The organism is Nocardia sp. NPDC058480 (assembly GCF_042720495.1).
Lineage (GTDB): Bacteria > Actinomycetota > Actinomycetes > Mycobacteriales > Mycobacteriaceae > Nocardia.
Genome location: NZ_JBHXMN010000002.1, coordinates 169,709 through 194,043, shown reverse-complemented (window position 1 = coordinate 194,043; position 24,335 = coordinate 169,709). Strand labels below are relative to the sequence as shown.

Sequence of the window (24,335 nt, the reverse complement as noted above, 5' to 3'; positions counted from 1 at the left end):
CGCAGGTCGACGCCGATATCCGGCCGTCTGGTGTCGTCGGCCTCGGTGCGATCGGTGTCGCGGCTCGGCCGTCATGCCGGTGCGGTTTCTGTCGCGGCCAGATGGCTGATCAGCGTGTCGACGGTGACGGTTCCGGTGTAGGTGCCGGTGTTGTCGACGACGACGGCGGAGGCGGTGCGTTCGGTGAGAAGCGCGGCCAGTGCGTCCTGGAGAGTGGCGTCGGCGGGCAGGGTGGTGCCGATCGGGGTGCCGAGCTCGTGCAGCGAATCCGCGTGGGCGAGTTCGCCTGTCGTGACCCGCCGGAGTGGGCGGCGCTGTGCGTCGAGGAGGATGCCCCAGGTTCGGCCGGCCTCGCGCAGGGCCGTGGTGAGGGCTGTGGGAGTGGCGCTCTCCTCGACGGCGATGCCCTCGTCCAGGTCCATGTCGGCGAGGACGGTGAGGCCGAGTCGGTCGATGGTGGCGGTGGCGCCCACGAAACCGGCGACCGTTTCGTCGGCGGGGGCGGCCAGGATCGCGGCGGGGGTGTCGTACTGCAGGATGCGGGAGCGGTCGCCGAGGACGGCGATGCGGTCGCCCAGCTTCACCGCTTCACCGAAGTCGTGGGTGACGAAGACGATGGTCTTGCCGAGTTCGCTTTGCAGGCGGAGCAATTCGTCTTGCAGCAGCCCGCGGGTGATCGGATCGACCGCGCCGAACGGTTCGTCCATGAGCAGGACCGGCGGGTCGGCCGCCAGCGCTCTGGCCACACCGACGCGCTGCTGCTGTCCGCCGGAGAGCTGGCGGGGGTAGCGGTTGCGGTAGGTGTCGGGATCGAGGCCGACGAGGGTGAGCATGTCGTCGGTGCGTTCGGCGATCCGGCGGCGGTCCCAGCCGAGCAGGCCGGGCACCGTGGCGATGTTCTTGGCGACGGTCATGTGCGGGAACAGTCCGGCCTGCTGGATCGAATAGCCGATGCCGCGGCGCAATTCGTCGGCGTCGATCGCGCCCGCGTCGCGACCGCCGATGGTGACGGTGCCCGAGCTGGGTTCGATCAGCCGGTTGATCATCCGCATGGTGGTGGTCTTGCCGCAGCCGGACGGACCGACCAGCACCACGATCTCCCCGGCCGGGATGGTCATGGAGACCTCGTCGACCGCGGGTTCTGGCTGTTCGGGATAGCGTTTGGTGACCCGGTCGAGGACGATCTCGACCCCGGAGACCGCGGCGGCCGTCGCCGTCTTGGTGGTTTCGATGTCAGTCACGAATTCCCCTCGGAATAGTGAGCCGTCCGAGCAGAACCAGGACGCCGTCGAGTGCGAGTGCGAGCACGACGATGAGGACGGTGCCGGTGAGCGTCTGCGGCACCGCGTTCGGGCTACCGAGCCGCCCGAGGCCGGAGATGATCAGGTTGCCGAGACCGGGGCCCTTCGCATAGGCCGCCAGTGCCAGGATGCCCATGATCATCTGGGTACTGACCCGCATTCCGGTGAGAATGGACGGCCAGGCGAGGGGCAGTTCGATCTTGGTCAGCAGGCGCAACCGGTTCATGCCGACACCACGCGCGGCATCGGTCACCGCCGGATCCACCGACGACAAGCCGAGCACCGTATTACGCAGGATCGGTAGCAGCGCGTACAGCACCAATGCCACGATCGTCGGCCCGACACCGAGCCCGAGGAACGGAATCAGCAACCCGAGCAACGCGAACGAGGGCACGGTCAGAATCGCCCCCGCCGTCGCGGTAGCGGTCGCGGACCCGAGCGGACTCCGGTACACCAGCACCCCGAGCGCCACCGCGATCACGGTCGCCAGCACCAGCGACTGCACCACCGCCGACACATGCAGGTAAGAATCGACCAGCAACTGCTCGCGCCGGTTCACCACGAACGACCACAACGCGTCCAGGGTTCCACCTCCCCCGTCGTTCGGCGGCCACCTACGGCCCTGCTCCGCGGAGTGCCCACCCCGAACCGGATGAAACATCCCATCCCCACACCCACCGCATCACCGATACGGCGAATCTGCCTGTGCGAAACCATGTTTCACCGGCGGGATCATCTTACGCCCGCAAACGAGCTCGTGCGGCGATTCGGGACTCACCGCACTACCGACGACCTCTCGCCGCATCACCGGCACCCGGTTGTCGCGCCCACAGCCACCCTCGGCCCCCGCGCTCGTCACGTCACCGACCCGGTGCCGTGCGCTCGCGGTCATCGCCTGCGCACGGCCTCGACATCGCTCGGGTGTACCTCCCCGGTCCGCACGGTGCTCATCGATCGGTCTGCGACAGTGCGGCTTTCACCACGGAGAAAGCCGTAGACGAGCTGTATCCGCGGCGGGCGAGCATGTCGACCAGGCGGCGAGTGGCCTTCGCGCGGTCCAGATCCGCGGGCATGGCACGGAGCTTGCGACGGACCAGGTCGATCGCATCGTGTTCGTCGCCAGGAGTCGGGCGGCCGGCCGAACGACGGGCAGTATCCGATTCGGCTGTATCGCTGAAGGTTTCACCGGTGTCCGCCGAACCAGCACCGCGCGACATCGAGCGGCGTGTCCGCCACGGGCCGCCTGCCTCGTCGGTTCGGGCTGCCTGCTCGCTCACCGAGGCAGCGTGAGCGGGGCGAGGCGGGGTGCGTTCGAACCCCGCTTCGTCCAGTTCCGCGGTGGCGACGGCGAAAGCGGTGGACTGGTCGTAGCCGCGGCGGGCGAGCATGCCGACGAGTCGGCGGACTGCCTTGTCGCGGTCCAGGTCTGCGGGCAGGGTGCGGAGTTTGCGGCGGACCAGGTCGGCGGCGCGAGCGTGTTCGGCATCGTCGGTGACCATCGACAGCGCCTGTTCGGCATCGCCGGGGGCGACGCCCTTCTCGCGCAGCTCGCGCTGGAGGGCCCTTTTGCCTCGGCCGGAGTAGGTGTGACGTTCGTGCACCCACTGCTCGGCGAAGGAGGCGTCGTTGATCAGACCCACTTCCACGAACCGTTCGAGGGCGGCCGCTGTCACCTCTAGGCGGAACCCCTTCTCGCCGAGGCGTTTCTCCAGTTCGGCGCGGCTGCGAGCACGCACCGAGAGCAATCGCAGGCACACGTCCTTGGCTTGTTCCAGGGTCGCATCGGGACGGTCGCCCGGGGCGAGCCGGCGTGTGCCGGCCCGCCTGTCGGGCTCTCCCGGCTGGGATCCGGCCGCCACCGGATCCGCCTGCCGTCCGTCGTCACCACCGACGACGGTCGACAGGGAGACTTCGTCGCGCCGCGCGGACTTGCGTTCGCGTCGGGCGCCGCGGGGCCGTCGCCGACCCTCGCTCCCCCACTCTTCATGATCAACACCAACCCGCGCAGCGGAATGCGGTGGTTTGTCACCATCGGTGAATCCGGTCGGGTGCGCGCGCTGCGGATCGCCCGCACCCGACCGAATCCTCTTCGCGTCCGGATCGGCTCGTTTGTCGCGAGCCGATCGGACGAGTTCATCGCCCGCCCCCCTGCCGCGACCCACCGCGGGCGGCAGCACCGGCTCCGGGGAGACCTCGATTCCGAGGCGAGCCAGCTGTCTGCGCATCTGTTCGACCGGGTCGGCCGAATCGCGGTGGCCGCCGGGGTTCGGCGTGGTCATCGGCTCAGAAGTCGGCGGGCGCGTCGGCCTCGGCGGTCAGTACGGCGCCGATGCCCAGCTTCTCCTTGATCTTCTTCTCGACCTCGTCACGCACGTCGGTGTTCTCCAACAGGAACTTGCGGGCGTTCTCCTTGCCCTGGCCCAGCTGGTCGCCCTCGTAGGTGTACCAGGAGCCGGACTTGCGGATGAAGCCGTGCTCGACACCCATGTCGATGAGCGAGCCCTCCTTGGAGATGCCCTGGCCGTACAGGATGTCGAACTCGGCCTGCTTGAACGGCGGGGCGACCTTGTTCTTGACGACCTTCACGCGGGTGCGGTTACCGACCGCGTCGCTGCCGTCCTTGAGGGTCTCGATGCGGCGCACGTCCAGGCGGACCGAGGCGTAGAACTTCAGCGCCTTACCACCGGTGGTGGTCTCCGGCGAGCCGAACATGACGCCGATCTTCTCGCGCAGCTGGTTGATGAAGATGGCGGTGGTGCCGGAGTTGCTGAGGGCACCGGTCATCTTGCGCAGGGCCTGGCTCATGAGGCGGGCCTGCAGGCCGACGTGGCTGTCGCCCATCTCGCCTTCGATTTCCGCGCGCGGCACCAGGGCGGCGACGGAGTCGATGACGAGGATGTCGATGGCGCCGGAGCGCACCAGCATGTCGGCGATCTCCAGGGCCTGCTCACCGGTATCGGGCTGGGAGACCAGCAGTGCGTCGGTGTCGACACCCAGCTTGCGGGCGTAATCGGGGTCTAGGGCGTGCTCGGCGTCGATGAAGGCGGCGACACCGCCCGCGGCCTGGGCGTTGGCGACGGCATGCAGCGCGACGGTGGTCTTACCCGAGGATTCCGGGCCGTAGATCTCCACGACGCGACCGCGCGGCAACCCGCCGATACCGAGCGCGACGTCGAGCGCAATGGAGCCGGTGGGGATGACGGCGATCGGCTGACGGGTCTCTTCACCAAGACGCATGACCGCGCCCTTGCCGAAGCTCTTCTCCACCTGCGCCAGTGCCAGTTCCAGCGCTTTGTCGCGATCGTAGGCCTGCGGTGCCATGATGTGTGCCCCTTCTCGAGGTGAGTGTCTCTCTGGTTGGCGCCCACAGTAGAGGCCGGCACCGACAAGTTCTGGCGCCCAGGTTAGTCGAACACCCATTCGAGTCAAGCGACGCGCCCACCAACACGCGAAGCAGCCGCTCAGACCAGCAATCCGGGAGCGAAACCAGCCGTCAGTGCTGCGGCAGCACCGAGTCGTCGCCCTCGGCGCGTGGCCCGAAGATCCGCCGCTGCGCTTGCTCGATCCGCACATCGTTGATGCTGGCCTCACGCCGCGCCATCCGCCCGTCCGGCGCGAACTCCCACTGCTCGTTGCCGTAGCTGCGCCACCACTGCCCCGACTCGTCGTGCCATTCGTACTGGAAGCGCACGGCGATGCGGTTGTCGTGGAAAGCCCACAGATCCTTGCGCAGCACATAGCCGTTCTCGGCCGACCATTTACGGGTCAGGAAGTCGACGATGGCGGCGTGGCCGGTGAAGAATTCGTCGCGGTTGCGCCACACCGAATCCTCGGTGTACGCCGCGGCGACCCGTTCGGGGTCCCTGGTGTTCCAGGCATTTTCGGCGGCGAGCACCTTCGCGCGGGCGGACTCGAGGTCGAAGGGTGGCAGCGGTGGTCGCATGGCGGGAAGCCTTTCGGTGTGATCAGGGGTTGTTCGGGGAGAGCTCGGGCGGCCCCCAGCGCACAGCGAGCGCGCCGGGGCGTTCGAGCACCTGCTCGACGGTGAAATCGACGGCACACTGCGCGCCTGCGGTGAATGCCGCCGTATCCCAGACTAATTCGGCACGGCCGGTGAGCTGGAGCAGCGCACCGGTCGACCAGTCGGCGACGAGCAACCCGCAGCGGGGTTGCACGGCGAGGTTGCCCAGGGTCATGAACATCGAGTTGCCGCGATAGTCCGGCCAGCGCAGTCGGGTCGGCGAAAGAACCTGCAGGAAACCGGGATTGCCGCCGCGGTGCGAGGCGTCGGCATGCCCGTCGCCATCGGCGGTGGCGACGAAGAACATATCGGCGGCACCGATCGTCTCGACCGCGGCGGTGGTCAGCGCCGTACCGCGTGAGACCGGGCCGGGCGCACCGACCGGCGCCACCTCCCGAATCTGCCTGCGCGAGATGTATTTCGGGCAGTTCGCGTAGACCTGCTCGGTGCGGATCCGCAGCCCACCCGCCCGTGCCGCCGCCGTGCCGTTGACGCGCATCCGCCGACGGCGCTGCGGCTGCAGCGCGATCAACCCGACCTCGACCTCACTCGACAGCGCCACCGACAGCGGATCGGCGCCGTAGGGGAGCGTGTCGATGTCGATGGTCGTGTCACCGACCGCGTGCACGAACCCGGCCGGACCGGCGAGCGGACTCGCCCACAGGCGCCCGGCCGGATCGGCGGCGCCGAGCACCACCATCGACTGCTCGGCCAGGAAGGACGCGGCGACCGCCGGAATCCCGGTACGGATCGAGCGACCGACCCTGGCAGCCGCCGCTGCCTGCCCCATACGGTGCTGCACCGCGAGCTCGCCGGAGTGAAACATCCTCGCCCTCCCGGTCGATGACGTGAAATTGGCTACGGGTCAGAAGAATCCGCACGTCGGGGCGGGCCCGGCCGGTGCGGGTGCGGTGCCGGTGCCCAGCGGGGCGAAGACCTCGAGCCGAATGCCATCGGGATCGGCGAAGAAGATGCCACCGGAGGACGCCCCCTCGCCGTGGGCGACCACACCGTCGTGGAAGAACTCGGCATCGACCGCACGCAGCGCCGACTCGACGACGCGCACCGTGTCGAGGTCGTCGACCTGGAACGACAGGTGATGCAGACCGGGTGTGCTGGTGGAGAATTCGCCGCTGCTCTGCTGCCACAGCGTGAGCACCAGCGCACCGCCCCGACCGAGGAAGGCCCAGCGCCGATCACCGTCGGCGCCGCTGCCGAGCTGTTCGAAGCCGAGGCCACGGCGGTAGAAGTCGACGGAACGGTCGAGGTCGGCGACGTTGAGTCCGATATGGCCGGTGGCGAGCACAGGCGCGGTGACGGTGGTCATGGTTTCCTCCCGGATGTAACTGTCTATCGATAATTGAATAGTTAGAACATAGAATGGGGTCACCCACTTCGTCAACCCTTGAAACACTTTTAAACAGTTAGGAGGGTCGTGTTGATAGCCTCGGGCATGCGCGATCCCCGTCCGCACACCGGCGAACCCCCCGCTCTCGACCTGCTCAACACCCGGTGGGCGGGCGCCGAACCCGGCGATCTGCTCGCCGATCTCGACGGGTTGCGCACGTGGCTGGAGCTCATCGGGCTCGCCGATCGGGTACCCGTCGACGACCACGCTCTCACCGCGCTGCACACCGCGCGCGATGCCGTGCACGACGCCGTCACCCGGGCCGATCACACCGCGCTGAACCGGGTTCTCGAGCACGGGCGCATCCGCCGCGAACTCACCGACGAGGGCCCCCGCGACATCCCAGAGGTCGACGACCCGGCGTGGTTACCCGGCTGGCTCGCCGCCGACAATCTGCTCCACCTGATCGCCGAGGCACCGCATCGGATCCGCCAGTGCGCGCACCCCGATTGCGTGCTGTTCTTCTACGACACGTCCAAGAACGGCACCCGGCGCTGGCATTCCATGGCGACCTGCGGCAACCGCACCAAGGCCGCGCGCCACTACGCCAAGACCAGTTGAGAAGCGGACCTCAGAACAGCTCGTCGAGCAGCCGGTAGTAGTCGAGCGCGGTGCGATCGGGTTCGGTCAGGCCATAGGCGGTGTAGAACGCCGCGACGGCCTCGGCGCCGAAGTCCCCGGCCAGGTCGCGCTCGGCCAGCGCCAGGTCGCGATAACGATCGCCGCGACCCAGCGCCGCGACATCGATCAGCAGGCCGCCGGCGAGCACATTGCCCGGTGTGAAGTCGCCGTGCGCGACGACCAGGTCTTCGGTGGCCGGGCGCCGTTCCCGGAGTCGCGCGAGGATCATCGCAGGTGTGAGATCACGGTGATCGTCGTCGAAATCCGCTGCGTCGACGAAACCTTCGACCACGTTGCGGTGCGCCCGCGCCAGGGTGACATCGAGACCACCGTCGAAGGGGCACTCCGCCACCGGAAGGTCGTGCAACGAACGCAGGGCCTGACCCAGCTGCGTGCCGATCGCGGCGACTTCGGTCGCATCAGCTTCTCCGGCAAGTGATCCGACCCCGGCATCGGCGAGCACGAGGACGTCCTCGGCGAACGCGACCACCTCCGGCACCGCGATCCCGTTCTCGCGCAACCAGGTCAGCCGCTCGTACTCGGCCACCGCCCGCGGGCCACGCTTGATCCAGTACCCGCCCGACCGCACAAGATTCCCGTCCCGGCCCTCGTGCTCGTCCGACCATGCGGGCACCGGCCCGAGCAGGGTCTCGATCGCCGACGGGAGCGGCAGGGCCAGCTCGTCGAGGTGGTCGAGGGCCGCGCGGGTGGATTCGATGAGCTCGGAATCGCCGTCGGCCACCCGCAGCCGCATGGCCTCCATGAGCAGCGCACGCGCCTCCTGCGGCCGGTGCTGTTCGGCCAGCGATTTGCCCAGGTGGTGGGCAGCGAAGGAGACGAGGTCGGGGTCGTCGAGCGCGCGGCTGGCGTGCAGGGCCCGGCGGTACAGGATCTCGGCGTGCGACGGTTCGCCCTGGTACCGGTAGACATCGGCCAGGTTGATCCAGACGGTGATCCGGCGCCGCTCGGTATCGGCCAGTTCGAGGGCCTGATCGAGCCGGTCGAGGGCCTGGCCGTAACGCCCGAGCAGCATCAAGGCGATGCCGAGCCTGCGCAGGCCGGGGAAATCGTCGGGGTCGGCGAGGGCGACCCGGGCCGCGAGGGTCTCGGCGTCGACCGGGATCATCCGCAGCCGCTCGTCGAACCGATACGGTCGGATGTCCGAGTTCTGCGCTGTCACGGCCATTTCCTGGTCACCACCGGTTCGGAGGTACATCGAAGTCGGCACACAGCGCCCGCCACACGTCGCGTGGGTCGACACCACTGTCGATCGCTACCGCCCCCGTGCGCCCCAGTTGGGGTATCACGTGATCGGTCAGCATGGCATCGGCGCGCGCCACGCCGAACTCGGTGTGCATCAGCTCCTGGAATTCGGTCAATCGCACGTTGCCCAAGATACTCGCGCCGGGCGACTGCCGACAGGGCACCGCTCGCCCAGCACCCGGCAGTATCCGCGGCGACCGGCGACGGCGACACCCAGGATTGTCCGAGCGGGCTCCTGCGCAGTTCCCCAGTGGGCGCGAGCGACGTACTACCGCTTCGCGGCGTCGTGACAGACCTGGACCGGGTCCTCGACCGCTGCCAGACCGGCGGCGGCATGGCGAGCCGCTTGGGCGTAGGCGGGGTCGTCGAGAACTTTCCGCACCGCGGCGCCGACCGCCTCGGGCGTGAGCGGTCGCACCAGCACCGAACTACCCTGCCGCACAGCGCGATTGGCGAGTTCCCACTGGTCACCGCCGCCGGGGACGGTCACCACCGGCACACCGGCGGACAGGGATTTCGCGAGCAGGCCGTGTCCGCCGCCACCGACGACCACCGCGGCGTGGGTGAGCAGTTCGTCCTGGCGGCCGAGGCCCGCGGTGGCCCAGCCGGGCAGGTCCGCGGGTGGGGTGTCCAGGGTCGAGATGGCCGCGCGCACACCGAGTTCGGCCAGGCCGGACACGACGACGTCGACCATGTCGGCGACGCCGGTGTGCGCGGTCGAGGGCGCCACCATCACCAGCGGGGCGTCGCCGGGGGGCAAGGGGAGCACGGCGTCGGTGGGTTCCCACAGCAGCGGTCCGACGACGTGGGTGTCGGCGGGCCAGTCGGGGCGGTCCATCTCCAACGCGGGCAGGGTCGCGACCAGGCGCGCGGCGGGACCGGGGTCCTCGGCGGGCAGCCCGATGGTCTCGCGGGCGGCGGAGCGCTGGCGGTGCCCGTTGCGAACCGCGCGCGCGGTCATCGTGCGCAGGACACCGTCGCGCATGCGGCCACGCACACCCTCCCCCGGCGCCAGGCCACTTCCGATCGGCGGCAGGGCTTTCGACGGCAGGTAGAGCGGGTGCGGTGACAATTCGACCCACGGCAACCCCAGCCGCTCGGCCGCCATCCCGCCGCCCGCGGTGAGGACATCGGAGACGATCAGGTCCGGCAGCATCGCGCTGAGTTCGGGCAGGTTCTCGGTGGCGATATGGGCGGCGCGATCGTGGATCCGGGCACCCGCGTCGGTGTCGTCGTCGGTGGGGCGCGGTGCGAGACCCTTGAGCTTGCGCACGCTGATCCCCGCCGAGCGTGCCGGGTCGAGCCATCTCGGCCCGGTGAACAACACGGGCTCGTCCCCCGCGGCCAGCAATCGCAGACACAACGCGATCGCGGGAAACGCATGCCCTGGATCGGGCCCGGCCACCACAGCTATTCGCATCCGCCCACCCTGCCATATCCCCAGGCCGTGCCCACCTCGGACGAGGCGAACTCATGGTTTCTGCGCTACGTTGACCGTCGCAACACCGCGTCGAGCGAAAACCGGAGCGAGCACATGCGTCCCCCGAGGATCGACACCGTCGAGGATCTGTTCGCGCTCCTCGACCAGTGCGCCGGTGCCTGGGACACCGCGGACCGCACCGGCGACCCCGTCGACATCCTCGATCACGATCGCCAGTGCGCGCAGTTGCTGCGCCACGACTTCCCCCATGACGAAGAACTCCAGGTCGCAGGTCTGCTGCACGACATCGGCCACGTCCTGGTCCCCGGCGACGACGCCGGCCACGGCAGGCACGGCGCCGAGGCCGTGCGCGGGCTGCTCGGCAATCGGGTGGCCCGCCTGATCGAGCTGCATGTCACCGCGAAACGTTTTCTGGTGGCAACGGATTCAGCACACGCGACCGCGCTGTCGGCGTCGAGTCAGCGCACACTCGTCGCGCAGGGCGGGCCGATGACACCCGCCGAGGCCGATTCCTTCCGCGCGGACCCCGACTTCACCGCCGCCTTGGCGCTGCGCAGGGCTGATGACGCGGGCAAGGTGGTCGGCCTGCGAGTCGCGCCACTGCAGGACTGGCGACCTCTTGTCGAACGCGTCGCGGCGCGGAGGCTCCGACACCGGCCGAGCCCAGCACGGGCAACCTCTTCCGTTGCACCACTTCATCATCGGCATCAGTGATCGAACGGGTGGCCGCCCGCCGATCAGCCGGCGAAGGTGAACAGTTCGAAGCCGACCGCGTGCTCGGCGGGGAATCCTTCCTTCGGACCCGTTGCGAACGTGACGATTTCGCGCACCTGCTCCGCCACCGGCACCGGGCTCAGCACCTGCAGATACCGCCGATGCGCCGACAGCGACGCGCGCGCCTGCTCCAGATGCGCGCTCACATCGACGGCGTGGGTCGCGCCAGGGCCGACGACGGCCGCCCAGCGCGCCGACCACGGCGGCAGGTCGGCGAGTTCGGGGAAAATCCATTCGTTGCCCGCGTCGGAGATCGCGTCCATCGCCGATCGGCCGACAGCCCGGTGATCGGCACTGTTGACCATTCCCGGCGCCCAGGTGTCGCCGAAGTTGAACAGCACCACCATCTCCGGGCGGTGCCTGCGCAGTGCGGCGGCCAGTTCGCGGCGCAGGGCGAGGCCTTCCTCGATGCGGCCGTCGGGATGGTCGAGGAATTCGACGGTGTGCACGCCGACCTCGCGGGCGCCCGAGATCTCCTCGATCTCCCGCAACGGCGCGGCCTGCGCGGGCGGCATCCCGGCGATCCCCGCCTCACCACGCGTGACGAGCAGATAGCGAATATCTTTTCCCTGTCCCGTCCAGCGCGCGACGGCCGCAGCGGCGCCGTATTCGATGTCGTCGGGGTGCGCGACGATCACCAGTCCGCGCTGCCAGTCCTCGGGTACCTGTTCCACCCCGCCATGCTAACCACAGACGGCTAACTGATCGGGGTCTTGTCGCTCCCCGAGATCGCCTTGTACAGCAGGTACAGGCCAGTACCGATCGCCCCGATCACCAGGATCGGCATCAGCGCCTCGAGCAGCGCGCCGAGAATCCAGAACGCGATCACCGCAACCACGACGATGCCGATGACTTTCAGAACCATGATGTGACTCCTCGCCAGCTCCAGGACCGCTGTCCAGCGATCCGATATCTTCGATGCTCCCATCCCGCGAGCAATAGATCACCAGGTCAGCACCAATATCCGGGTGTAGATCAGGGTTCACCCCGAGACCGGCACCGAGGTACCGGGCTACCGTGATCGGCATGGATTACTTGGCGTTGCTCTGTGCGAAGCTCACCGCCTTCGGCGAGCTCATCACTCCTGACACAGATCTCGCCGCGCCGGTGCCGTCCTGCGGCGACTGGACGTTCTACGACCTCGCCGACCATGTCGGGCGCGGCAATCTGTGGGTGGTCACGGCGGTGGCCGAGTTGCGCGGCGATTTCGACGGCGAGCCCGCGCCGAAAGATCGCGCGGCCCTGCGGGAGTGGTACGAGTCGACCGCCGACGCCCTGGTGACCTCGCTGTCGGCCGACGAAGACCAGCAGGCCTGGACCTTCACCCGCACCATGCCGCGCACCGTCGGCTTCTGGCGGCGCCGTCGCGCCCACGAGACGCTCATGCATCTGTGGGACGGTCAGAATGCCCTCGGCAAGGCCGACCCGTTCGACCCCGATCTCGCTGTCGACGGCATCGACGAGGTATTCGAACTGTTCGCGCCCCGGATGATCCACCGCGGCCTCGCGGTCGAACCTGAGGTGGCGCTGCGGTTGCGTGCCACCGACATCGAAGACGGTTGGACCTACGGCCCCGGCGAGCCGGTCGCCGAGCTCGCGGGCACCGCGTCGGACCTGCTCCTGGCCCTGTGGGCACGCAAGTCCGGCGACGACCAGGAGTTCGCCTGGGACGGCGACCGCGCCGCGGGTGAACGAGTACTCAGCGGACCACTCGTTCCGTAGGCAAACGACTGACGACGAGCCGGACAAACGCCCATAATCGGGGCTCACTGCGCGTAGGAGGACTTCCATGGAACCCATCGTCACGATCACGAGCGGCGCGGTCCGCGGCCACACCGAGGCCGGCGTGACCCGCTTTCTCGGCGTGCCGTTCGCGGCGGCACCGGTCGGGCCGAAACGATTCCAGCTGCCCGAGGCCGCGCCCGCCTGGGACGGGGTACGTGAGGCGACCCAGATGGGCGCCACCTGCGCGCAGTCGCCGTATCCCGCACCGATCCACGCCCTGCTCGGCAGCGACGGTATTCCCGGCGACGAGTACCTCAACGCGAATGTGTGGACGCCCGACACCGCCGCTTCGGGGCTGCCGGTGCTGGTCTGGATTCACGGTGGCGCGTTCGTCCGCGGTTCCAACGCGCGGGCGATCTACGACGGGACCGCGTTCGCGCGCGACGGTGTGGTCATGGTGGGGATCAACTACCGCCTCGGAGTGTCGGGATTCGCCGAGATCTCCGGTGCACCGTCGAATCGCGGTCTGCACGACCAGATCTTCGCGTTGCGCTGGGTGCGCGAGAACATCGCCGCCTTCGGTGGCGACCCGGACAATGTGACGATCTTCGGTGAGTCCGCGGGCGCGATGAGCGTGGCGGCCTTGATCGCCGCCCCGCAGACCGCCGGGCTGTTCCGCCGGGCGATCATGCAGAGCGGCAACGGTGCGGTCGCCGCCGATCCCGAGGACGCGCGCAAGGTTTCCGCCGCGCTGGCCGCGGAGCTCGGAATCTCGCCTACCGCAGAAGATTTCGGAAAACTCGGCCCGGACGAACTGCGCGCCGCACAGAACGCCGTCGCGCTGGCCGTGATGACCGATCCCGACCCCGAGCGGTGGGGCCGATCGGTGATCCAGTTGGGCGGCGGCATCATGAGCCTGTTCCCGGTGACCGACAACGACATCGTCGAAGGCCCACCGACCGAAGTCCTGCGCGCGCATCCGAACCGCGCGGTCCCCCTCATCGCGGGCACTACCGCCGACGAGTTCCGCTTCTTCACCGTCCCCGCCGGCCTCGCCGCCGCCATCACCACCGACACTCTCCCCTTCGTCCTCACCCGCTACGGCATCGATCCCGCGGTCGCCCAGACCTATTCGACCGAGCGCCCCGACGCCACGCCCGCCGAGATCTTCAACGCCATCCTCACCGATATGAGCTTCCGCGCGGGCACCTACGATTTCGCCGAAGCCAACGCGGCAACCGCCCCCACCAACGTCTACGAATTCGCTTGGCCCACAGCCCTTCCCGGCCTCGGCGCCTGCCACGTCCTGGAAGTCCCCTTCGTCTTCGACACCATCGACGACGCCCACTCCCTCACCGGCCCCACCCCACCGCAGTCCCTGGCCGACGAAATCCACGCCGCCTGGGTGTCTTTCGCCACCGACGGCACCACCGGCTGGGCACCGTTCACCGTTGACGAGAAGAACGTCCGCATCTTCGACACCCCCGAGTCCGCCACCGTCACCGACCCCCGCGCCGGGGAACTCGCGGCCCTGCGCGAGGCCGTGACCCCTGCCTGACCTCCGGTCGGCACGCCGCGTCCAGGACCGGCGTGCCGACCGAGCTGGACCCGAGGGTGCTAGCGGGCGGAATCCGTTCCACCGGCGAACAAGTCGGTGCCGTGGTCGGCCATTTCGGTGAGGGCCTGGGCCCAGCCGTCGAGGCGGTCGGCGGCTTCGCGCAGGTCGGCGACGATGCCGTTGAACTGGTAGGCCAGGACCGAGTCCTCGGGGACCGCGAGGATGCGGGCCGCGGCGGCGACCAGTTGTTCGTATTCGACCACGCCGGTGTCCAGACGGGTGAGTACGCCGGCGACGGTGGTCTTCAGCGCTGCCACGGTGTCGGGATTGGCGCGGCCGACGGTATCGGCGGCCTGTTCCATCGCGACCACGTCGGCGGCGAGCGCGTGCAGGGCGGCCGCACCGGAGCGGGCCGTCTCGAGCAGGTCGCGTAGGTCGTCCTCGGGGAGACGGCGGGTGCGCGCGATCTGGGCACCGAGGTCGTAGAGCGCCCGTTCGGCGCGGATCAGGCGCTGGATGGGAGCGCGCGCGGCCGATCGCAGGCCGGGCGATTTGCGGGCGACGAACGCCGCCTGGGGCAGGGGTTTGCCGCGCAATTCCAGATAGCGGCGGGCGGTGAGCGCGGTTCCGGTGACGAAGGCGACGGCGCCACCACCGATCACCACGACCGCCCAGGCCGGCGCCGAGATCACCGCAAGCCCGACCGCGCCGACCGTGGTGATGCCGGAAACGGTGCCCAGCTGGAAACTGCGCCTGCGCACCCGGCGCCGACGGCGCAACTCACGTTCGCGCGGGTCGGCCCAGCGCCGCACCGCGACCATGGCCTGCTCACCGACCCCACGCAGGGTCGCGGGCACCGAGCCTGCCATCGCGGCCTGCGCGAGCGCCGCCGGATCCACGATCTCGGCACGTTCGCGCCGCGTTTTCCCGCTCATCGCCTGTCCTTCCCCCGGGTGCCGGTCGTCGCGGAAACCGTTGATGGCGCGGCCACCGGGCGTTACCGCCGGGTTTCCGCGCCCTCGCCGGACTCCACGTACTGCTTACTGCTGAGCCGCTTGGCCCTTGTTGATATTCGGCGCCGGTGCGGCCTGGGGCTGCGCCGGGTCGATCGCCGCGTTGGTGTTGCCCGTGGGCAACGCGTCACCACGCATGGAGGCGCGGATCTGCTCGAGCTTGCTGTGCCCGGCCATCTGGACGCTGGCCTGCTGCACCTCCATCATGCGACCCTGCACCGTGTTCTGCGCCAGCTCGGCCGAACCGAGCGCGTTGGCGTAGCGGCGCTCGATCTTGTCGCGCACGGCGTCCAGGCTGGGCGTGGAGCCCGGCGCGGACAGGGTGGAGTCCATCTGCTGCAGCGAAGCCGAGACCTGCTCCTGCATTTTGGCCTGCTCGAGCTGGCTGAGCAGCTTGGTGCGCTCGGCGACCTTCTGCTGCAACATCATCGCGTTCTGCTCGACCGCCTTCTTGGCCTGTGCGGCGGCCTGCAGGGACTGATCGTGCAACACCTTGAGGTCTTCCACCGACTGCTCGGCGGTGACCAGCTGGGCGGCGAACGCCTCGGCGGCGTTGGTGTACTGGATCGCCTTCTCGGTGTCGCCCGCCGCCTGCGCCTGATCGGCCAGGGTGACGGCCTGACGGGCGTTGGCGTTGAGCTTCTCGACCTCGTCGAGCTGGCGGTTCAGCTTCATCTCCAGCTGACGCTGGTTACCGATCACCGACGCCGCCTGCTGCGACAGCGCCTGATGCTGACGCTGCGCCTCCTCGATAGCCTGCTGAATCTGGACCTTCGGATCCGCATGCTCTTCGATCTTGGAGTCGAAGAGGGCCATCATGTACTTCCAGGCCTTCACGAACGGATTAGCCATCGATTGATCCCGCCTCCATCTGTGCGTCGCTCGTGCGACTGGTGGTACGCGACCGTCACGCACCAGATACGTGCTTATCCTTCACCATGCGGCACCCGAACCGGAATGACCGGACCGATCGACGCCTGATGAGAATCTATCCGTTCTCACCAGCGGTGTGCAGCGTCTCGCGCGCCGGGCGCAGGGTTCGCCGCGTCACATTCCCTTCACCAGTACCAGCATCTCGGCCCTCGGGGCCGGGATGACGATGCGGGTGTCTTCGGCGATGCCGATGCGCGCGCCCTGCTCGGCCGCCGCGCTCGCGGAGGCGGATGCCTCGCCCGCGGCGGGTTCGGGCACAGTGGCATGCTCGGCTTCGGTCGGCTCGCGCTCGGCGGCGGGGCCGGTCAGCGCGGGTTCGCGCGGCGCGGAGCCGTCGGCGCCCGCCATCAGGGTGCTCACATCCCACAGCACGCGCGAGAGCGGCAGGTCCAGTGCCTCGCAGATGCTGGCGAGCAGTTCACTGGAGGCTTCCTTGCGGCCGCGCTCCACTTCCGACAGATAGCCGAGGCTCACGCGCGCCGAGGTCGACACCTCGCGCAGCGTTCGATGCTGGGCGAGACGCGCACGCCGCAGACTGTCCCCGATTGCCTCCCGCAGCAGCGTCATCTCGTTCTCCTCCACCTCGTGTCACCGCCGTAGCGGTGCTCACCTCTTTCTGGCACAACGTCGAGCATGGACCGGTGGTTCCCGAACCTGGCTACTTCACACTGACACAGCGCAGCAACTCCCGCACCGCACTGTGCACCGCACCGAGTCTGATCGTCCACCGGTCACCGTGCAGTTTCAACCGGACCACTTCGCTGTGACGTGGACCGGCCAACCCGAGGTATACCGTGCCGACGGGATGCCCGTCCTGGGAATCGGGTCCGGCGACCCCGGTCAATCCGACACCCCAGTCCGCGCGGCACTGCTCCCGTGCCCCCACGGCGAGCTGTTCGGCGGTCGAGGCGGCCACCGGCCCGTCGGCGCGAAGGAGGGCGTCGTCGACGCAGGCCAGACGGCTCTTGAGGTCGGTGGCGTAGACGATCACACCGCCCCGCAGGACCGCGCTCGCACCGGGAACCCCCGCCACCGTGGCAGCCAGCAGACCGGCGGTGAGCGATTCGGCCGTGGCCACGGTCTGACCCGCCGCGTTCAGGGCACTGACCAGTTCGGCGACCGGCGCACCGTCGACGAGCGGATCGCTCACGAGCGCGACCGTCCACCCGCCAGCCACACTCTGGCCGCCTGCCCCACGTAATCCAGGCCGGTGACCACCGTCAGCGCCACCGCCAGGTACATCAGCCACATGCCCGCGGTGGCGAAGACACCCGAGAGCGGCAGCACCAGCAGCGCGATCGCCACGGATTGCACCAGCGTCTTCAGCTTGCCGCCACGCCCCGCCGGGATCACCCCGCGTCGCACGACCACCAGCCGCAGCAGCGTGATGCCGATTTCGCGGCCGCAGATGACCACGGTGATCCACCACGGCAGATCGCCGAGTACCGACAGCCCGATCAGCGCCGCTCCGATCAGCGCCTTGTCCGCGATGGGGTCGGCGAGCTTCCCGAAATCGGTGACCAACCCGTATTTGCGGGCCAGTTGCCCATCGAAGCGATCGGTGATCGCGGCCACGCCGAACACCGCCGCGGCGATGACCCGCCAGCGAGTGTCGTGCCCGCCCTCGGCGAACAGTGCCAGCACGAACAGCGGCACCAGCACGATGCGCGCGATTGTCAGCACATTGGCGATATTGAGCAGGGGAACGTGGGCCTCCGGCCCTGGGTGCGTCGGTGCCGCCGCACTCAACCCACGATCGATCTCTTCGGGTCGCACGCTCATGCCCTGTCCTCTTGGCATGACCGGGCGCCTTCCGTGGCCACGCAAGCTACCGCCTCCAGGCGCTGACCGTTCATGCGCTGCCCTCTCGGCACTCACCGGCACTGCGCCGAAATCCAACGGTTTCGCGAGCTGTTTGCCCGCACGATCGGTGCCACGCGATCCGGTCGTCGAGCCCGGCGCGATGCGAGGAGCGGAACGACAGGATGTGCGGCACATGTTCAGACTATCGGTAACCCGGCCGACTACTGTGCACCCATGACCTCACGGGGACCCTCGAGTAGTCCGACCAGCGACGCGCCCACTGTGGCGCCTGTTTCCGGCGTGGTCGTGCGACGAGCGCGAACCTCCGATGTCCCCGAGATCAAGCGCCTGGTCGACGAGTACGCCGGCCGCATCCTGCTGGAGAAGAACCTGGTCACCCTGTACGAATCGGTGCAGGAGTTCTGGGTCGCCGAGCTGGACGGACAGGTCGTCGGCTGCGGCGCGTTGCACGTGTTGTGGGCCGATCTGGGCGAAGTACGCACTGTCGCGGTGGATCCCGTCGTCAAGGGCCGCGGAGTCGGCGGCGCCGTGGTCGAGCATCTGGTCGCCGTCGCCCGCGAACTGCAGTTGCAGCGCCTGTTCGTGCTGACCTTCGAGGTGGACTTCTTCGGCAGGCACGGGTTCGTCGAGATCGACGGCACGCCCGTCACCGCCGAGGTGTACGCGGAGATGTGCCGCTCCTACGACACCGGCGTCGCCGAATTCCTCGACCTCAGCTTCGTCAAGCCGAACACCCTCGGCAACACCCGCATGCTGCTGACCCTGTAGAAACTCCATCGCCAGAAAGTGATCGACTGTGCCGATCTTCGCTGTCCATTACACCTACTCCGAGTCCACCGCGGCCGACCGCGCGACCAACCGGCCCGAGCACCGCGGCTGGCTGAACGCTCTCGTCGACGCGGGCACGGTGCTCAGTAGCGGGCCCTACCCCGACGGTTCGGGCGCACTGCTGCTGTTCCGCGCCGACGACGCGCCCTCGCTGACCGAACTGCTGGGCAACGACCCGTTCGACAAGCTGGACCTGATCGACGCCGTCCGCGTCGTCGAGTGGTTGCCGGTGATGGGCGCCTTCGCCGAGTAGCGCGCGGCCCGGAGACAGAGCTGCCCGGAACCCCCTTGGGGTTCCGGGCAGCGTCGTCCGCGGTGGTGTCAGGCTTTGTTGGTGTTACGGGTGCGCAGCAGGCTCGCCACCGTCGCGATGACCAGAATGCCGATGATCACGCTCAGCGAGAACGCCGTGGAGATCTCCGGGACGCTCACGTGCTCACCACCGTTGATGAACCCCAGCGTGTTCTCGTGCAGCGCGTGCAGCACCAGCTTGACGCCGATGAACGCCAGGATCGCGGCCAGACCGTAGGACAGGTACACCAGGCGGTCGAGCAGCCCACCGATGAGGAAGTACAGCTGGCGCAGACCCATCAGCGCGAAGGCGTTGGCGGTGAACACCAGGTACGGCTCCTCGGTGAGACCGTAGATGGCCGGAATCGAGTCCAGCGCGAACAGCAGGTCAGCGAAACCGATGGCCAGCAGCGCGAGCAGCAGCGGGGTCACCACGCGTTTGCCGTTGATCCGGGTGACGAGCTTGTCACCGTCGTACTCGTCGGTGGTCGGCAGGACCCGCTTGGCCAGCGAGACGATGTAGCTGTCGCGTTTCTTCTCGTGTTCGACCTCGTGCCCGCTCTCGCGCAGCAGGTTGATCGCGGTGTAGATCAAGAACGCGCCGAACAGGTAGAACACCCAGCTGTAGGCGCTGATCGCGGCCGCGCCGACCGCGATGAACACACCGCGCATCGCCAGCGCCAGCACGATGCCGATCAGCAGCACCTTCTGCTGGTAGATCCGCGGCACGGCGAAGGTACTCATGATGATGAGGAAGATGAACAGGTTGTCGACCGAGAGCGCTTTCTCGGTGACGAAGCCCGCGTAGTACTCCCCCGAGAACGTGCCGCCCCATTTCCAGGCGACGAACAGGCCGAACAGCAGCGCCAAGCTGATGTAGACGGCCGACCAGATGCCCGATTCCTTGAAGGTCGGCTCGTGCGGGGTGCGCACGTGGGCGTAGAAGTCGAAGACGAACAGGCCGAGGATCACCAGTCCGGTGATCACCCACTCGAGCGTGGTCACCTGCATGTGGTGGTCCGATCGATGAAGTTCATGTCGCCCATCATGCCCGAATTGTCCGTTTCAGTTGGCTTGCGGAACGATTGCCCGCCATGATTTCACACACATCGGCGGCCCGGCCCACCGCCGCGCAGGCGGAAAAGCCCTTTCGCCCGATTCACGACCGCTGCTACCGTCACCGCATCAACGACCGACGATACAGACCCGAGAGGAGCGAGCCGTGTACGAAACCACCGCGCAGCGACAGCGCCGAACCGCGAAGCACCGGCTCTGCCCCGGTGTTCTGATGTCGGGTACCCGCCTCGCGCGCGCCCGCTTCACCGCCTGATCAGGCGATTGCCGCCCGACTCCGTGTCCGGGCATCTCTCGGCGACCATGAGCCGTGCCAGGTCCCTCCTCGTTCGTCGCCGCCTGCTTCCGGCACGGTCAGAGCAAACCGGGAACGGCGTTACTCGTCCTCGGACGCGCCCGGATCGCCGCCACGAATCGACCACAGCAGACCGTCGAGCTCATCGGGCTTGATCAGCACGTCGCGCGCCTTGGAGCCCTCACTGGGACCCACCACACCGCGTGTCTCCATCAAGTCCATCAACCGGCCCGCCTTGGCGAAGCCGACCCGCAGCTTGCGCTGCAACATCGAGGTCGAACCGAACTGCGAGGTGACCACCAGCTCCACGGCCTGCAGCAGCACGTCCATGTCGTCACCGATATCGGGGTCGACGTCCTTGACCTCGCCGGCCTTGGCCGCGGTGACGCCCTCCTGGTATTCGGGTTCGGCCTGGGTCTTGCTGAACTCGACGACGGCCTGGATCTCCTCGTCGGAGATGAAGGCGCCTTGGAGACGGGTCGGCTTGCCCTGGCCCATCGGCAGGAACAGTCCATCGCCCATACCGATCAGTTTCTCCGCGCCCGGCTGATCCAGGATGACGCGCGAGTCGGTGAGCGAGGAGGTGGCGAACGCCAGCCGCGAGGGCACATTGGTCTTGATCAGACCGGTCACCACATCCACCGAAGGGCGCTGGGTGGCCAGCACCAAGTGGATACCGGCGGCGCGCGCCTTCTGGGTGATCCGCACGATCGCGTCCTCGACATCGCGCGGGGCCGTCATCATCAGGTCGGCGAGCTCGTCGACGATGGCCAGGATGTACGGGTAGGGCCGGTAGACGCGTTCGCTGCCGAGCGGGGCGGTGATCTTGCCCGATCGCACGTTCTTGTTGAAGTCGTCGATGTGGCGAACCTTGTTGGCCTGCATGTCCTGGTAGCGCTGTTCCATCTCCTCGACCAGCCAGGCCAGCGCGGCCGCGGCCTTCTTCGGCTGGGTGATGATGGGCGTGATCAGGTGCGGAATGCCCTCGTACGGCGTGAGCTCCACCATCTTCGGGTCGATCAGGATCATCCTGACCTCCTCCGGGGTGGCCCGGTGCAGCAGCGAGATCAGCATCGAGTTCACGAAACTCGACTTACCCGAACCGGTGGAACCGGCCACCAGCAGGTGCGGCATCTTGGCCAGGTTCGCCGAGACGAATTCACCCTCGATGTTCTTGCCGAGGCCGATCACCAGCGGATGGTGGTCGTTGCGGGTGTGCGGCGATTTCAGGACGTCGGCCAGGCGCACCAATTCACGGTCGGCATTGGGCACTTCGATGCCAACGGCCGACTTGCCGGGGATGGGCGCGAGCAGGCGCACGTTCTCGGTGGCGACCGCGTAGGCGAGGTTGCGGGCCAGCGCGGTGATCTTCTCGACCTTGACGCCGGGACCGAGTTCCACCTCGTAGCGGGTCACCGTCGGGCCGCGCACGAAGCCGGTGACCGCGGCGTCGATCTTGAACTGCACCAGCACCTCGGTGATCGCCTCGATCATCGATTCGTTGGCCGCGGAGCGCTTCTTGGGCGGATCGCCGTCGAGCAGCAGGGTCAGCGGGGGCAGCGTGTAGTCGCCGTCGACGACACGGTCGGTGACGAACTCCGGCTCCGGTAGCGGCAGCGGGGTCTGGTCGACCGGCTTGACCGCAGGCCGCTTACGCGCCGGTTTCGGTGCGGGGGCCGGTGCGGGTGGTTCCTCGATCGGCTTGGCATCGCGCAGCGGCGGTTCGCCGAGCGACTCGGTGACCGCGTCGGAACCGCCGAATTCGTCGGGCGGGTAGTTGTCGTCGGGGTTGCGGCCACGGCGACGGGTTCGGTTGCGGTGCACCGGGAATCCGTCGGCGTCGTAATTCGCCGGATCATAAGGGTCACTGTCGTCGGCGTATTCGCCGAGACCGAAGTACTCACGCAGCTTGGCCGGCACCTCGCGCACCGTGGTCCCGGTGAGCAGCAGCACGCCGAACATCATGGCCAGCAACAGGATCGGCAGTGCGAGCCAGGGTGTGAGGCCCTGGCCGAGCGGTCCGCCGATCGCGTATCCCAACGCGCCCGCCGCCGTGGCGCGGCCGTCCGCGTCGGTCGGGGACCCGGCCGCCAGATGCCACACCCCGAGCGCGGGGAGCACCACGAGCAGCCCACCGAGGACCAGCCGCGGCCGGATCTCCGGATGCGGTTCGGTGCGCATCAGTACCACCGCGAGCGCGACCAGCAGAATCGGCGCCGGCGCGGCCGCGGAACCGGCAATCGCGCGCACGACGTCTTCGAGGAAACGGCCGACCGGTCCGCCCGCCGAGAGCCACATCGCGGCGGCGATAATCGCGCTCAACGCGATGAGCGCCAACCCGATTCCGTCGCGCCGGTGCCCGTGGTCGAGGTCGCCTGCCCGGCTCAGCGTGCGAGTGGTGGCGCCGAGGCCACGCGCGAGCATGGTCCAACTGCTCCCGATGCCGCGGCCGATCACGGACAGGGGTGCGGTGTTGGAAGCGCGTTTGACCGGCCTGCGCACGGGCGTGGTGCGCCCACGTGGAGCCGCCGTCGCTCGCGGGGTCGCCGTACGAGCCCGCGCCGCCGGCGTCTGCCCCCTGGTCGATCCCGCCCGCGCACGAGAGGTCGTGGTGCTGCGGGACTTACCTGCCATGACCATCAGGCTAGCCGCTCCAACACCTCCGAGACCATCCGCAACACTGGTCCCACCCCGCTGACGGGGGCGATCGGACCCGGATGCGCAGGTCGCGGCGCCCCGGTCAGCGCGGGGAAATCTCGCCCGGAACCGCGTTTCGCGGGCCCGAACTTATCGAATCCTTGCCGAAATCCTCTATTTCGGCCGTTCTGGGCTCGCAACGCTGGCGCGAGCAGCGGCCTGCTCGGTACTTTGACAGCGCTCTATCGGGTCGTCGACCCGTGCATATGAAGGGGACGCTACAAGTGAAGAGAATGCTCACCAGCGCGGCCGTGCTGGGTGCCACCGCAGTCGCGATTTTCGCGGGGCACATCGCACCGGCCCAGGCGCAGTCGGGCAATTACGGCGCCATCGCGGTGTCGGTCAAACCGGGGGTTTACGGATACGCAACCGATTACGGCAGCTACGCCGATGCCGAGGCCGGTGCCATGGCGGCCTGCCGACGCGGCGGTGGCGGTGGTGGCTGCGATGTGAAGGTGTCCTACCGCAACGGCTGTGGCGCCATCGCGATCTCGCGCGGGTGGTGGAGCTACGGCTCCGCGTCGACGATCGGCGGCGCCAAACGCGAAGCGCTGAACAACAATCCGGGCAACGCCTACATCAAGCACTGGAACTGCACCAGCGGCTACCAGCTCTAGCCCGACCCGTTTCGACCATGATCATGGGAGTTGTAGTGAACAACCGTCCAGTGAAAACCGCTGCCGTCCTCGTCGCGATCGTCGCGGCGCTCGGCCTCAGCGCGTGCAGTTCCGACGCGGACTCGACCAGCAAGAGCGCGGGCACGACGACCAGCCAGGGCGGCGCCTTCGAATCGGGCGACGCCAAGTCGGGCAAGGAAGAGGGTGGCGAGCCCGCGGCCACCACCGTGCCCAACCTGCCCAAGCCCACCGCCGCCGACCTGAATGCCCGGTTGAACAAGGCCCTGGCCGGTCAGCTCACCAGCGACGAGAAGAAGACCTACATCGAGGACGCCGACCAGGATCCGATGCTGGTCGACAAGTTCGTCGAGGCGGCCAAGCAGAACAACGTGAAGGTCGCCATCACCACCGTCGGTGAACCCGCCGACGGCAAGCTCAAGGCGAACGCCGATGTCACCATCGACGGCACTCCCGTCAAGGACGCCTTCGTCGACTTCGTCGCCGAGGACGACTCCTGGAAGGTCTCGCACGTGTTCGCCTGCAATATCGTGAAGTCGGCCCAGCTCGACTCCGCGGCCTGCCAGGCCTGAGAACCGGCGGACATACAAGAAAACCGCTGGGCGACTGAGTCGCCCAGCGGTTCTCCGTTAT

26 protein-coding genes and 2 pseudogenes are annotated in these 24,335 nt (G+C 68.4%); 8 read left to right on the top strand and 20 right to left on the bottom strand.

Features of this window, described 5'->3' with window-relative positions:
* Window positions 1–71 precede the first annotated feature (71 nt).
* The 8 genes and pseudogenes from ACFWO8_RS06290 to ACFWO8_RS06255 form a co-directional block, all read right to left on the bottom strand.
* Window positions 72–1,241 (bottom strand): ABC transporter ATP-binding protein, encoded by a 1,170-nt coding sequence (locus ACFWO8_RS06290; protein ID WP_378944456.1) that lies wholly within the window; start codon window positions 1,239–1,241, stop codon window positions 72–74.
* Complete coding sequence (locus ACFWO8_RS06285; RefSeq protein WP_378946163.1) at window positions 1,234–1,884, bottom strand: ABC transporter permease; 651 nt, start codon at window positions 1,882–1,884, stop codon at window positions 1,234–1,236. The genes ACFWO8_RS06290 and ACFWO8_RS06285 overlap by 8 nt, the downstream gene beginning before the upstream one ends.
* A gap of 364 nt (window positions 1,885–2,248) precedes the next feature.
* Window positions 2,249–2,395, bottom strand: a pseudogene (locus ACFWO8_RS06280) (recombination regulator RecX); the annotation flags it as partial.
* Between the two features lie 234 nt (window positions 2,396–2,629).
* Window positions 2,630–3,076, bottom strand: a pseudogene (locus ACFWO8_RS06275) (regulatory protein RecX); the annotation flags it as partial.
* 508 nt (window positions 3,077–3,584) lie between these two features.
* A complete protein-coding gene (recA, locus tag ACFWO8_RS06270) occupies window positions 3,585–4,622 on the bottom strand; it encodes a recombinase RecA (protein ID WP_067460620.1) in 1,038 nt (345 codons plus the stop codon).
* A gap of 172 nt (window positions 4,623–4,794) precedes the next feature.
* Window positions 4,795–5,244, bottom strand: coding sequence for a nuclear transport factor 2 family protein (locus ACFWO8_RS06265; protein ID WP_378944451.1), 450 nt, complete (start codon window positions 5,242–5,244; stop codon window positions 4,795–4,797).
* 22 nt (window positions 5,245–5,266) lie between these two features.
* The gene (locus ACFWO8_RS06260; protein WP_378944447.1) at window positions 5,267–6,148 is read right to left on the bottom strand and encodes a pyridoxamine 5'-phosphate oxidase family protein; all 882 of its coding nucleotides are present in this window, start codon (window positions 6,146–6,148) and stop codon (window positions 5,267–5,269) included.
* Between the two features lie 39 nt (window positions 6,149–6,187).
* Window positions 6,188–6,649, bottom strand: a complete 462-nt coding sequence (locus tag ACFWO8_RS06255; protein ID WP_378944442.1) for a VOC family protein — start codon at window positions 6,647–6,649, stop codon at window positions 6,188–6,190.
* Between the two features lie 126 nt (window positions 6,650–6,775).
* Here ACFWO8_RS06255 and ACFWO8_RS06250 point away from each other — a divergent pair, with 126 nt between their 5' ends.
* Window positions 6,776–7,291 carry a CGNR zinc finger domain-containing protein gene (locus ACFWO8_RS06250; protein WP_378946159.1) on the top strand — a complete coding sequence of 172 codons (516 nt, stop codon included), beginning with the start codon at window positions 6,776–6,778 and terminating at the stop codon, window positions 7,289–7,291.
* Window positions 7,292–7,301: 10 nt separating this feature from the next.
* Here ACFWO8_RS06250 and ACFWO8_RS06245 read toward each other — a convergent pair whose 3' ends face one another.
* The 3 genes from ACFWO8_RS06245 to ACFWO8_RS06235 form a co-directional block, all read right to left on the bottom strand.
* Complete coding sequence (locus ACFWO8_RS06245; RefSeq protein WP_378944439.1) at window positions 7,302–8,537, bottom strand: phosphotransferase; 1,236 nt, start codon at window positions 8,535–8,537, stop codon at window positions 7,302–7,304.
* A gap of 7 nt (window positions 8,538–8,544) precedes the next feature.
* Window positions 8,545–8,736, bottom strand: a complete 192-nt coding sequence (locus ACFWO8_RS06240; RefSeq protein WP_378920194.1) for a DUF3046 domain-containing protein — start codon at window positions 8,734–8,736, stop codon at window positions 8,545–8,547.
* 146 nt (window positions 8,737–8,882) lie between these two features.
* Window positions 8,883–10,034 (bottom strand): glycosyltransferase, encoded by a 1,152-nt coding sequence (locus ACFWO8_RS06235; RefSeq protein ID WP_378944434.1) that lies wholly within the window; start codon window positions 10,032–10,034, stop codon window positions 8,883–8,885.
* A 114-nt stretch (window positions 10,035–10,148) separates the two neighbouring features.
* Here ACFWO8_RS06235 and ACFWO8_RS06230 point away from each other — a divergent pair, with 114 nt between their 5' ends.
* Window positions 10,149–10,769, top strand: coding sequence for an HD domain-containing protein (locus tag ACFWO8_RS06230; RefSeq protein ID WP_378944429.1), 621 nt, complete (start codon window positions 10,149–10,151; stop codon window positions 10,767–10,769).
* 23 nt (window positions 10,770–10,792) lie between these two features.
* Here ACFWO8_RS06230 and ACFWO8_RS06225 read toward each other — a convergent pair whose 3' ends face one another.
* Window positions 10,793–11,503: a PIG-L deacetylase family protein gene (locus tag ACFWO8_RS06225; protein ID WP_378944423.1), complete on the bottom strand. Its 711-nt coding sequence runs from the start codon at window positions 11,501–11,503 to the stop codon at window positions 10,793–10,795.
* Window positions 11,504–11,526: 23 nt separating this feature from the next.
* On the bottom strand, window positions 11,527–11,694 hold the full coding sequence (locus ACFWO8_RS06220; protein ID WP_378944417.1) for a hypothetical protein: 168 nt from the start codon (window positions 11,692–11,694) through the stop codon (window positions 11,527–11,529).
* Between the two features lie 161 nt (window positions 11,695–11,855).
* Between ACFWO8_RS06220 and ACFWO8_RS06215 the strand changes: the two genes are divergently transcribed.
* Window positions 11,856–12,551: a maleylpyruvate isomerase family mycothiol-dependent enzyme gene (locus ACFWO8_RS06215; protein WP_378944414.1), complete on the top strand. Its 696-nt coding sequence runs from the start codon at window positions 11,856–11,858 to the stop codon at window positions 12,549–12,551.
* Window positions 12,552–12,618: 67 nt separating this feature from the next.
* Window positions 12,619–14,112 carry a carboxylesterase/lipase family protein gene (locus ACFWO8_RS06210; protein ID WP_378944411.1) on the top strand — a complete coding sequence of 498 codons (1,494 nt, stop codon included), beginning with the start codon at window positions 12,619–12,621 and terminating at the stop codon, window positions 14,110–14,112.
* 59 nt (window positions 14,113–14,171) lie between these two features.
* Here the strand turns inward: ACFWO8_RS06210 and ACFWO8_RS06205 are convergent, their stop codons facing one another.
* The 5 genes from ACFWO8_RS06205 to pgsA all read right to left on the bottom strand — a co-directional run bounded on the left by ACFWO8_RS06205 (window position 14,172) and on the right by pgsA (window position 17,840).
* Window positions 14,172–15,047 (bottom strand): hypothetical protein, encoded by an 876-nt coding sequence (locus tag ACFWO8_RS06205; protein ID WP_378944408.1) that lies wholly within the window; start codon window positions 15,045–15,047, stop codon window positions 14,172–14,174.
* Between the two features lie 105 nt (window positions 15,048–15,152).
* Window positions 15,153–15,977 (bottom strand): phage shock protein PspA, encoded by an 825-nt coding sequence (gene pspA, locus ACFWO8_RS06200; RefSeq protein WP_062988009.1) that lies wholly within the window; start codon window positions 15,975–15,977, stop codon window positions 15,153–15,155.
* A 195-nt stretch (window positions 15,978–16,172) separates the two neighbouring features.
* The gene (locus ACFWO8_RS06195; protein WP_378944402.1) at window positions 16,173–16,625 is read right to left on the bottom strand and encodes a helix-turn-helix domain-containing protein; all 453 of its coding nucleotides are present in this window, start codon (window positions 16,623–16,625) and stop codon (window positions 16,173–16,175) included.
* A gap of 91 nt (window positions 16,626–16,716) precedes the next feature.
* Window positions 16,717–17,208, bottom strand: coding sequence for a CinA family protein (locus ACFWO8_RS06190; protein ID WP_378944397.1), 492 nt, complete (start codon window positions 17,206–17,208; stop codon window positions 16,717–16,719).
* Window positions 17,205–17,840 carry a CDP-diacylglycerol--glycerol-3-phosphate 3-phosphatidyltransferase gene (pgsA, locus tag ACFWO8_RS06185; protein ID WP_378944393.1) on the bottom strand — a complete coding sequence of 212 codons (636 nt, stop codon included), beginning with the start codon at window positions 17,838–17,840 and terminating at the stop codon, window positions 17,205–17,207. The genes ACFWO8_RS06190 and pgsA overlap by 4 nt, the downstream gene beginning before the upstream one ends.
* Window positions 17,841–18,095: 255 nt before the next feature.
* Here pgsA and ACFWO8_RS06180 point away from each other — a divergent pair, with 255 nt between their 5' ends.
* Window positions 18,096–18,650: an amino-acid N-acetyltransferase gene (locus tag ACFWO8_RS06180; RefSeq protein WP_378944388.1), complete on the top strand. Its 555-nt coding sequence runs from the start codon at window positions 18,096–18,098 to the stop codon at window positions 18,648–18,650.
* A gap of 28 nt (window positions 18,651–18,678) precedes the next feature.
* Window positions 18,679–18,963 (top strand): YciI family protein, encoded by a 285-nt coding sequence (locus ACFWO8_RS06175; RefSeq protein ID WP_378944384.1) that lies wholly within the window; start codon window positions 18,679–18,681, stop codon window positions 18,961–18,963.
* A 68-nt stretch (window positions 18,964–19,031) separates the two neighbouring features.
* Here ACFWO8_RS06175 and ACFWO8_RS06170 read toward each other — a convergent pair whose 3' ends face one another.
* The gene (locus tag ACFWO8_RS06170; RefSeq protein WP_378944381.1) at window positions 19,032–20,012 is read right to left on the bottom strand and encodes a TerC family protein; all 981 of its coding nucleotides are present in this window, start codon (window positions 20,010–20,012) and stop codon (window positions 19,032–19,034) included.
* A 439-nt stretch (window positions 20,013–20,451) separates the two neighbouring features.
* Window positions 20,452–23,004 carry a DNA translocase FtsK gene (locus tag ACFWO8_RS06165; RefSeq protein WP_378944378.1) on the bottom strand — a complete coding sequence of 851 codons (2,553 nt, stop codon included), beginning with the start codon at window positions 23,002–23,004 and terminating at the stop codon, window positions 20,452–20,454.
* Window positions 23,005–23,300: 296 nt separating this feature from the next.
* Here ACFWO8_RS06165 and ACFWO8_RS06160 point away from each other — a divergent pair, with 296 nt between their 5' ends.
* On the top strand, window positions 23,301–23,684 hold the full coding sequence (locus ACFWO8_RS06160; RefSeq protein ID WP_378920280.1) for a DUF4189 domain-containing protein: 384 nt from the start codon (window positions 23,301–23,303) through the stop codon (window positions 23,682–23,684).
* Between the two features lie 35 nt (window positions 23,685–23,719).
* Window positions 23,720–24,274, top strand: coding sequence for a hypothetical protein (locus ACFWO8_RS06155; protein WP_378944375.1), 555 nt, complete (start codon window positions 23,720–23,722; stop codon window positions 24,272–24,274).
* Window positions 24,275–24,335: the final 61 nt, after the last annotated feature.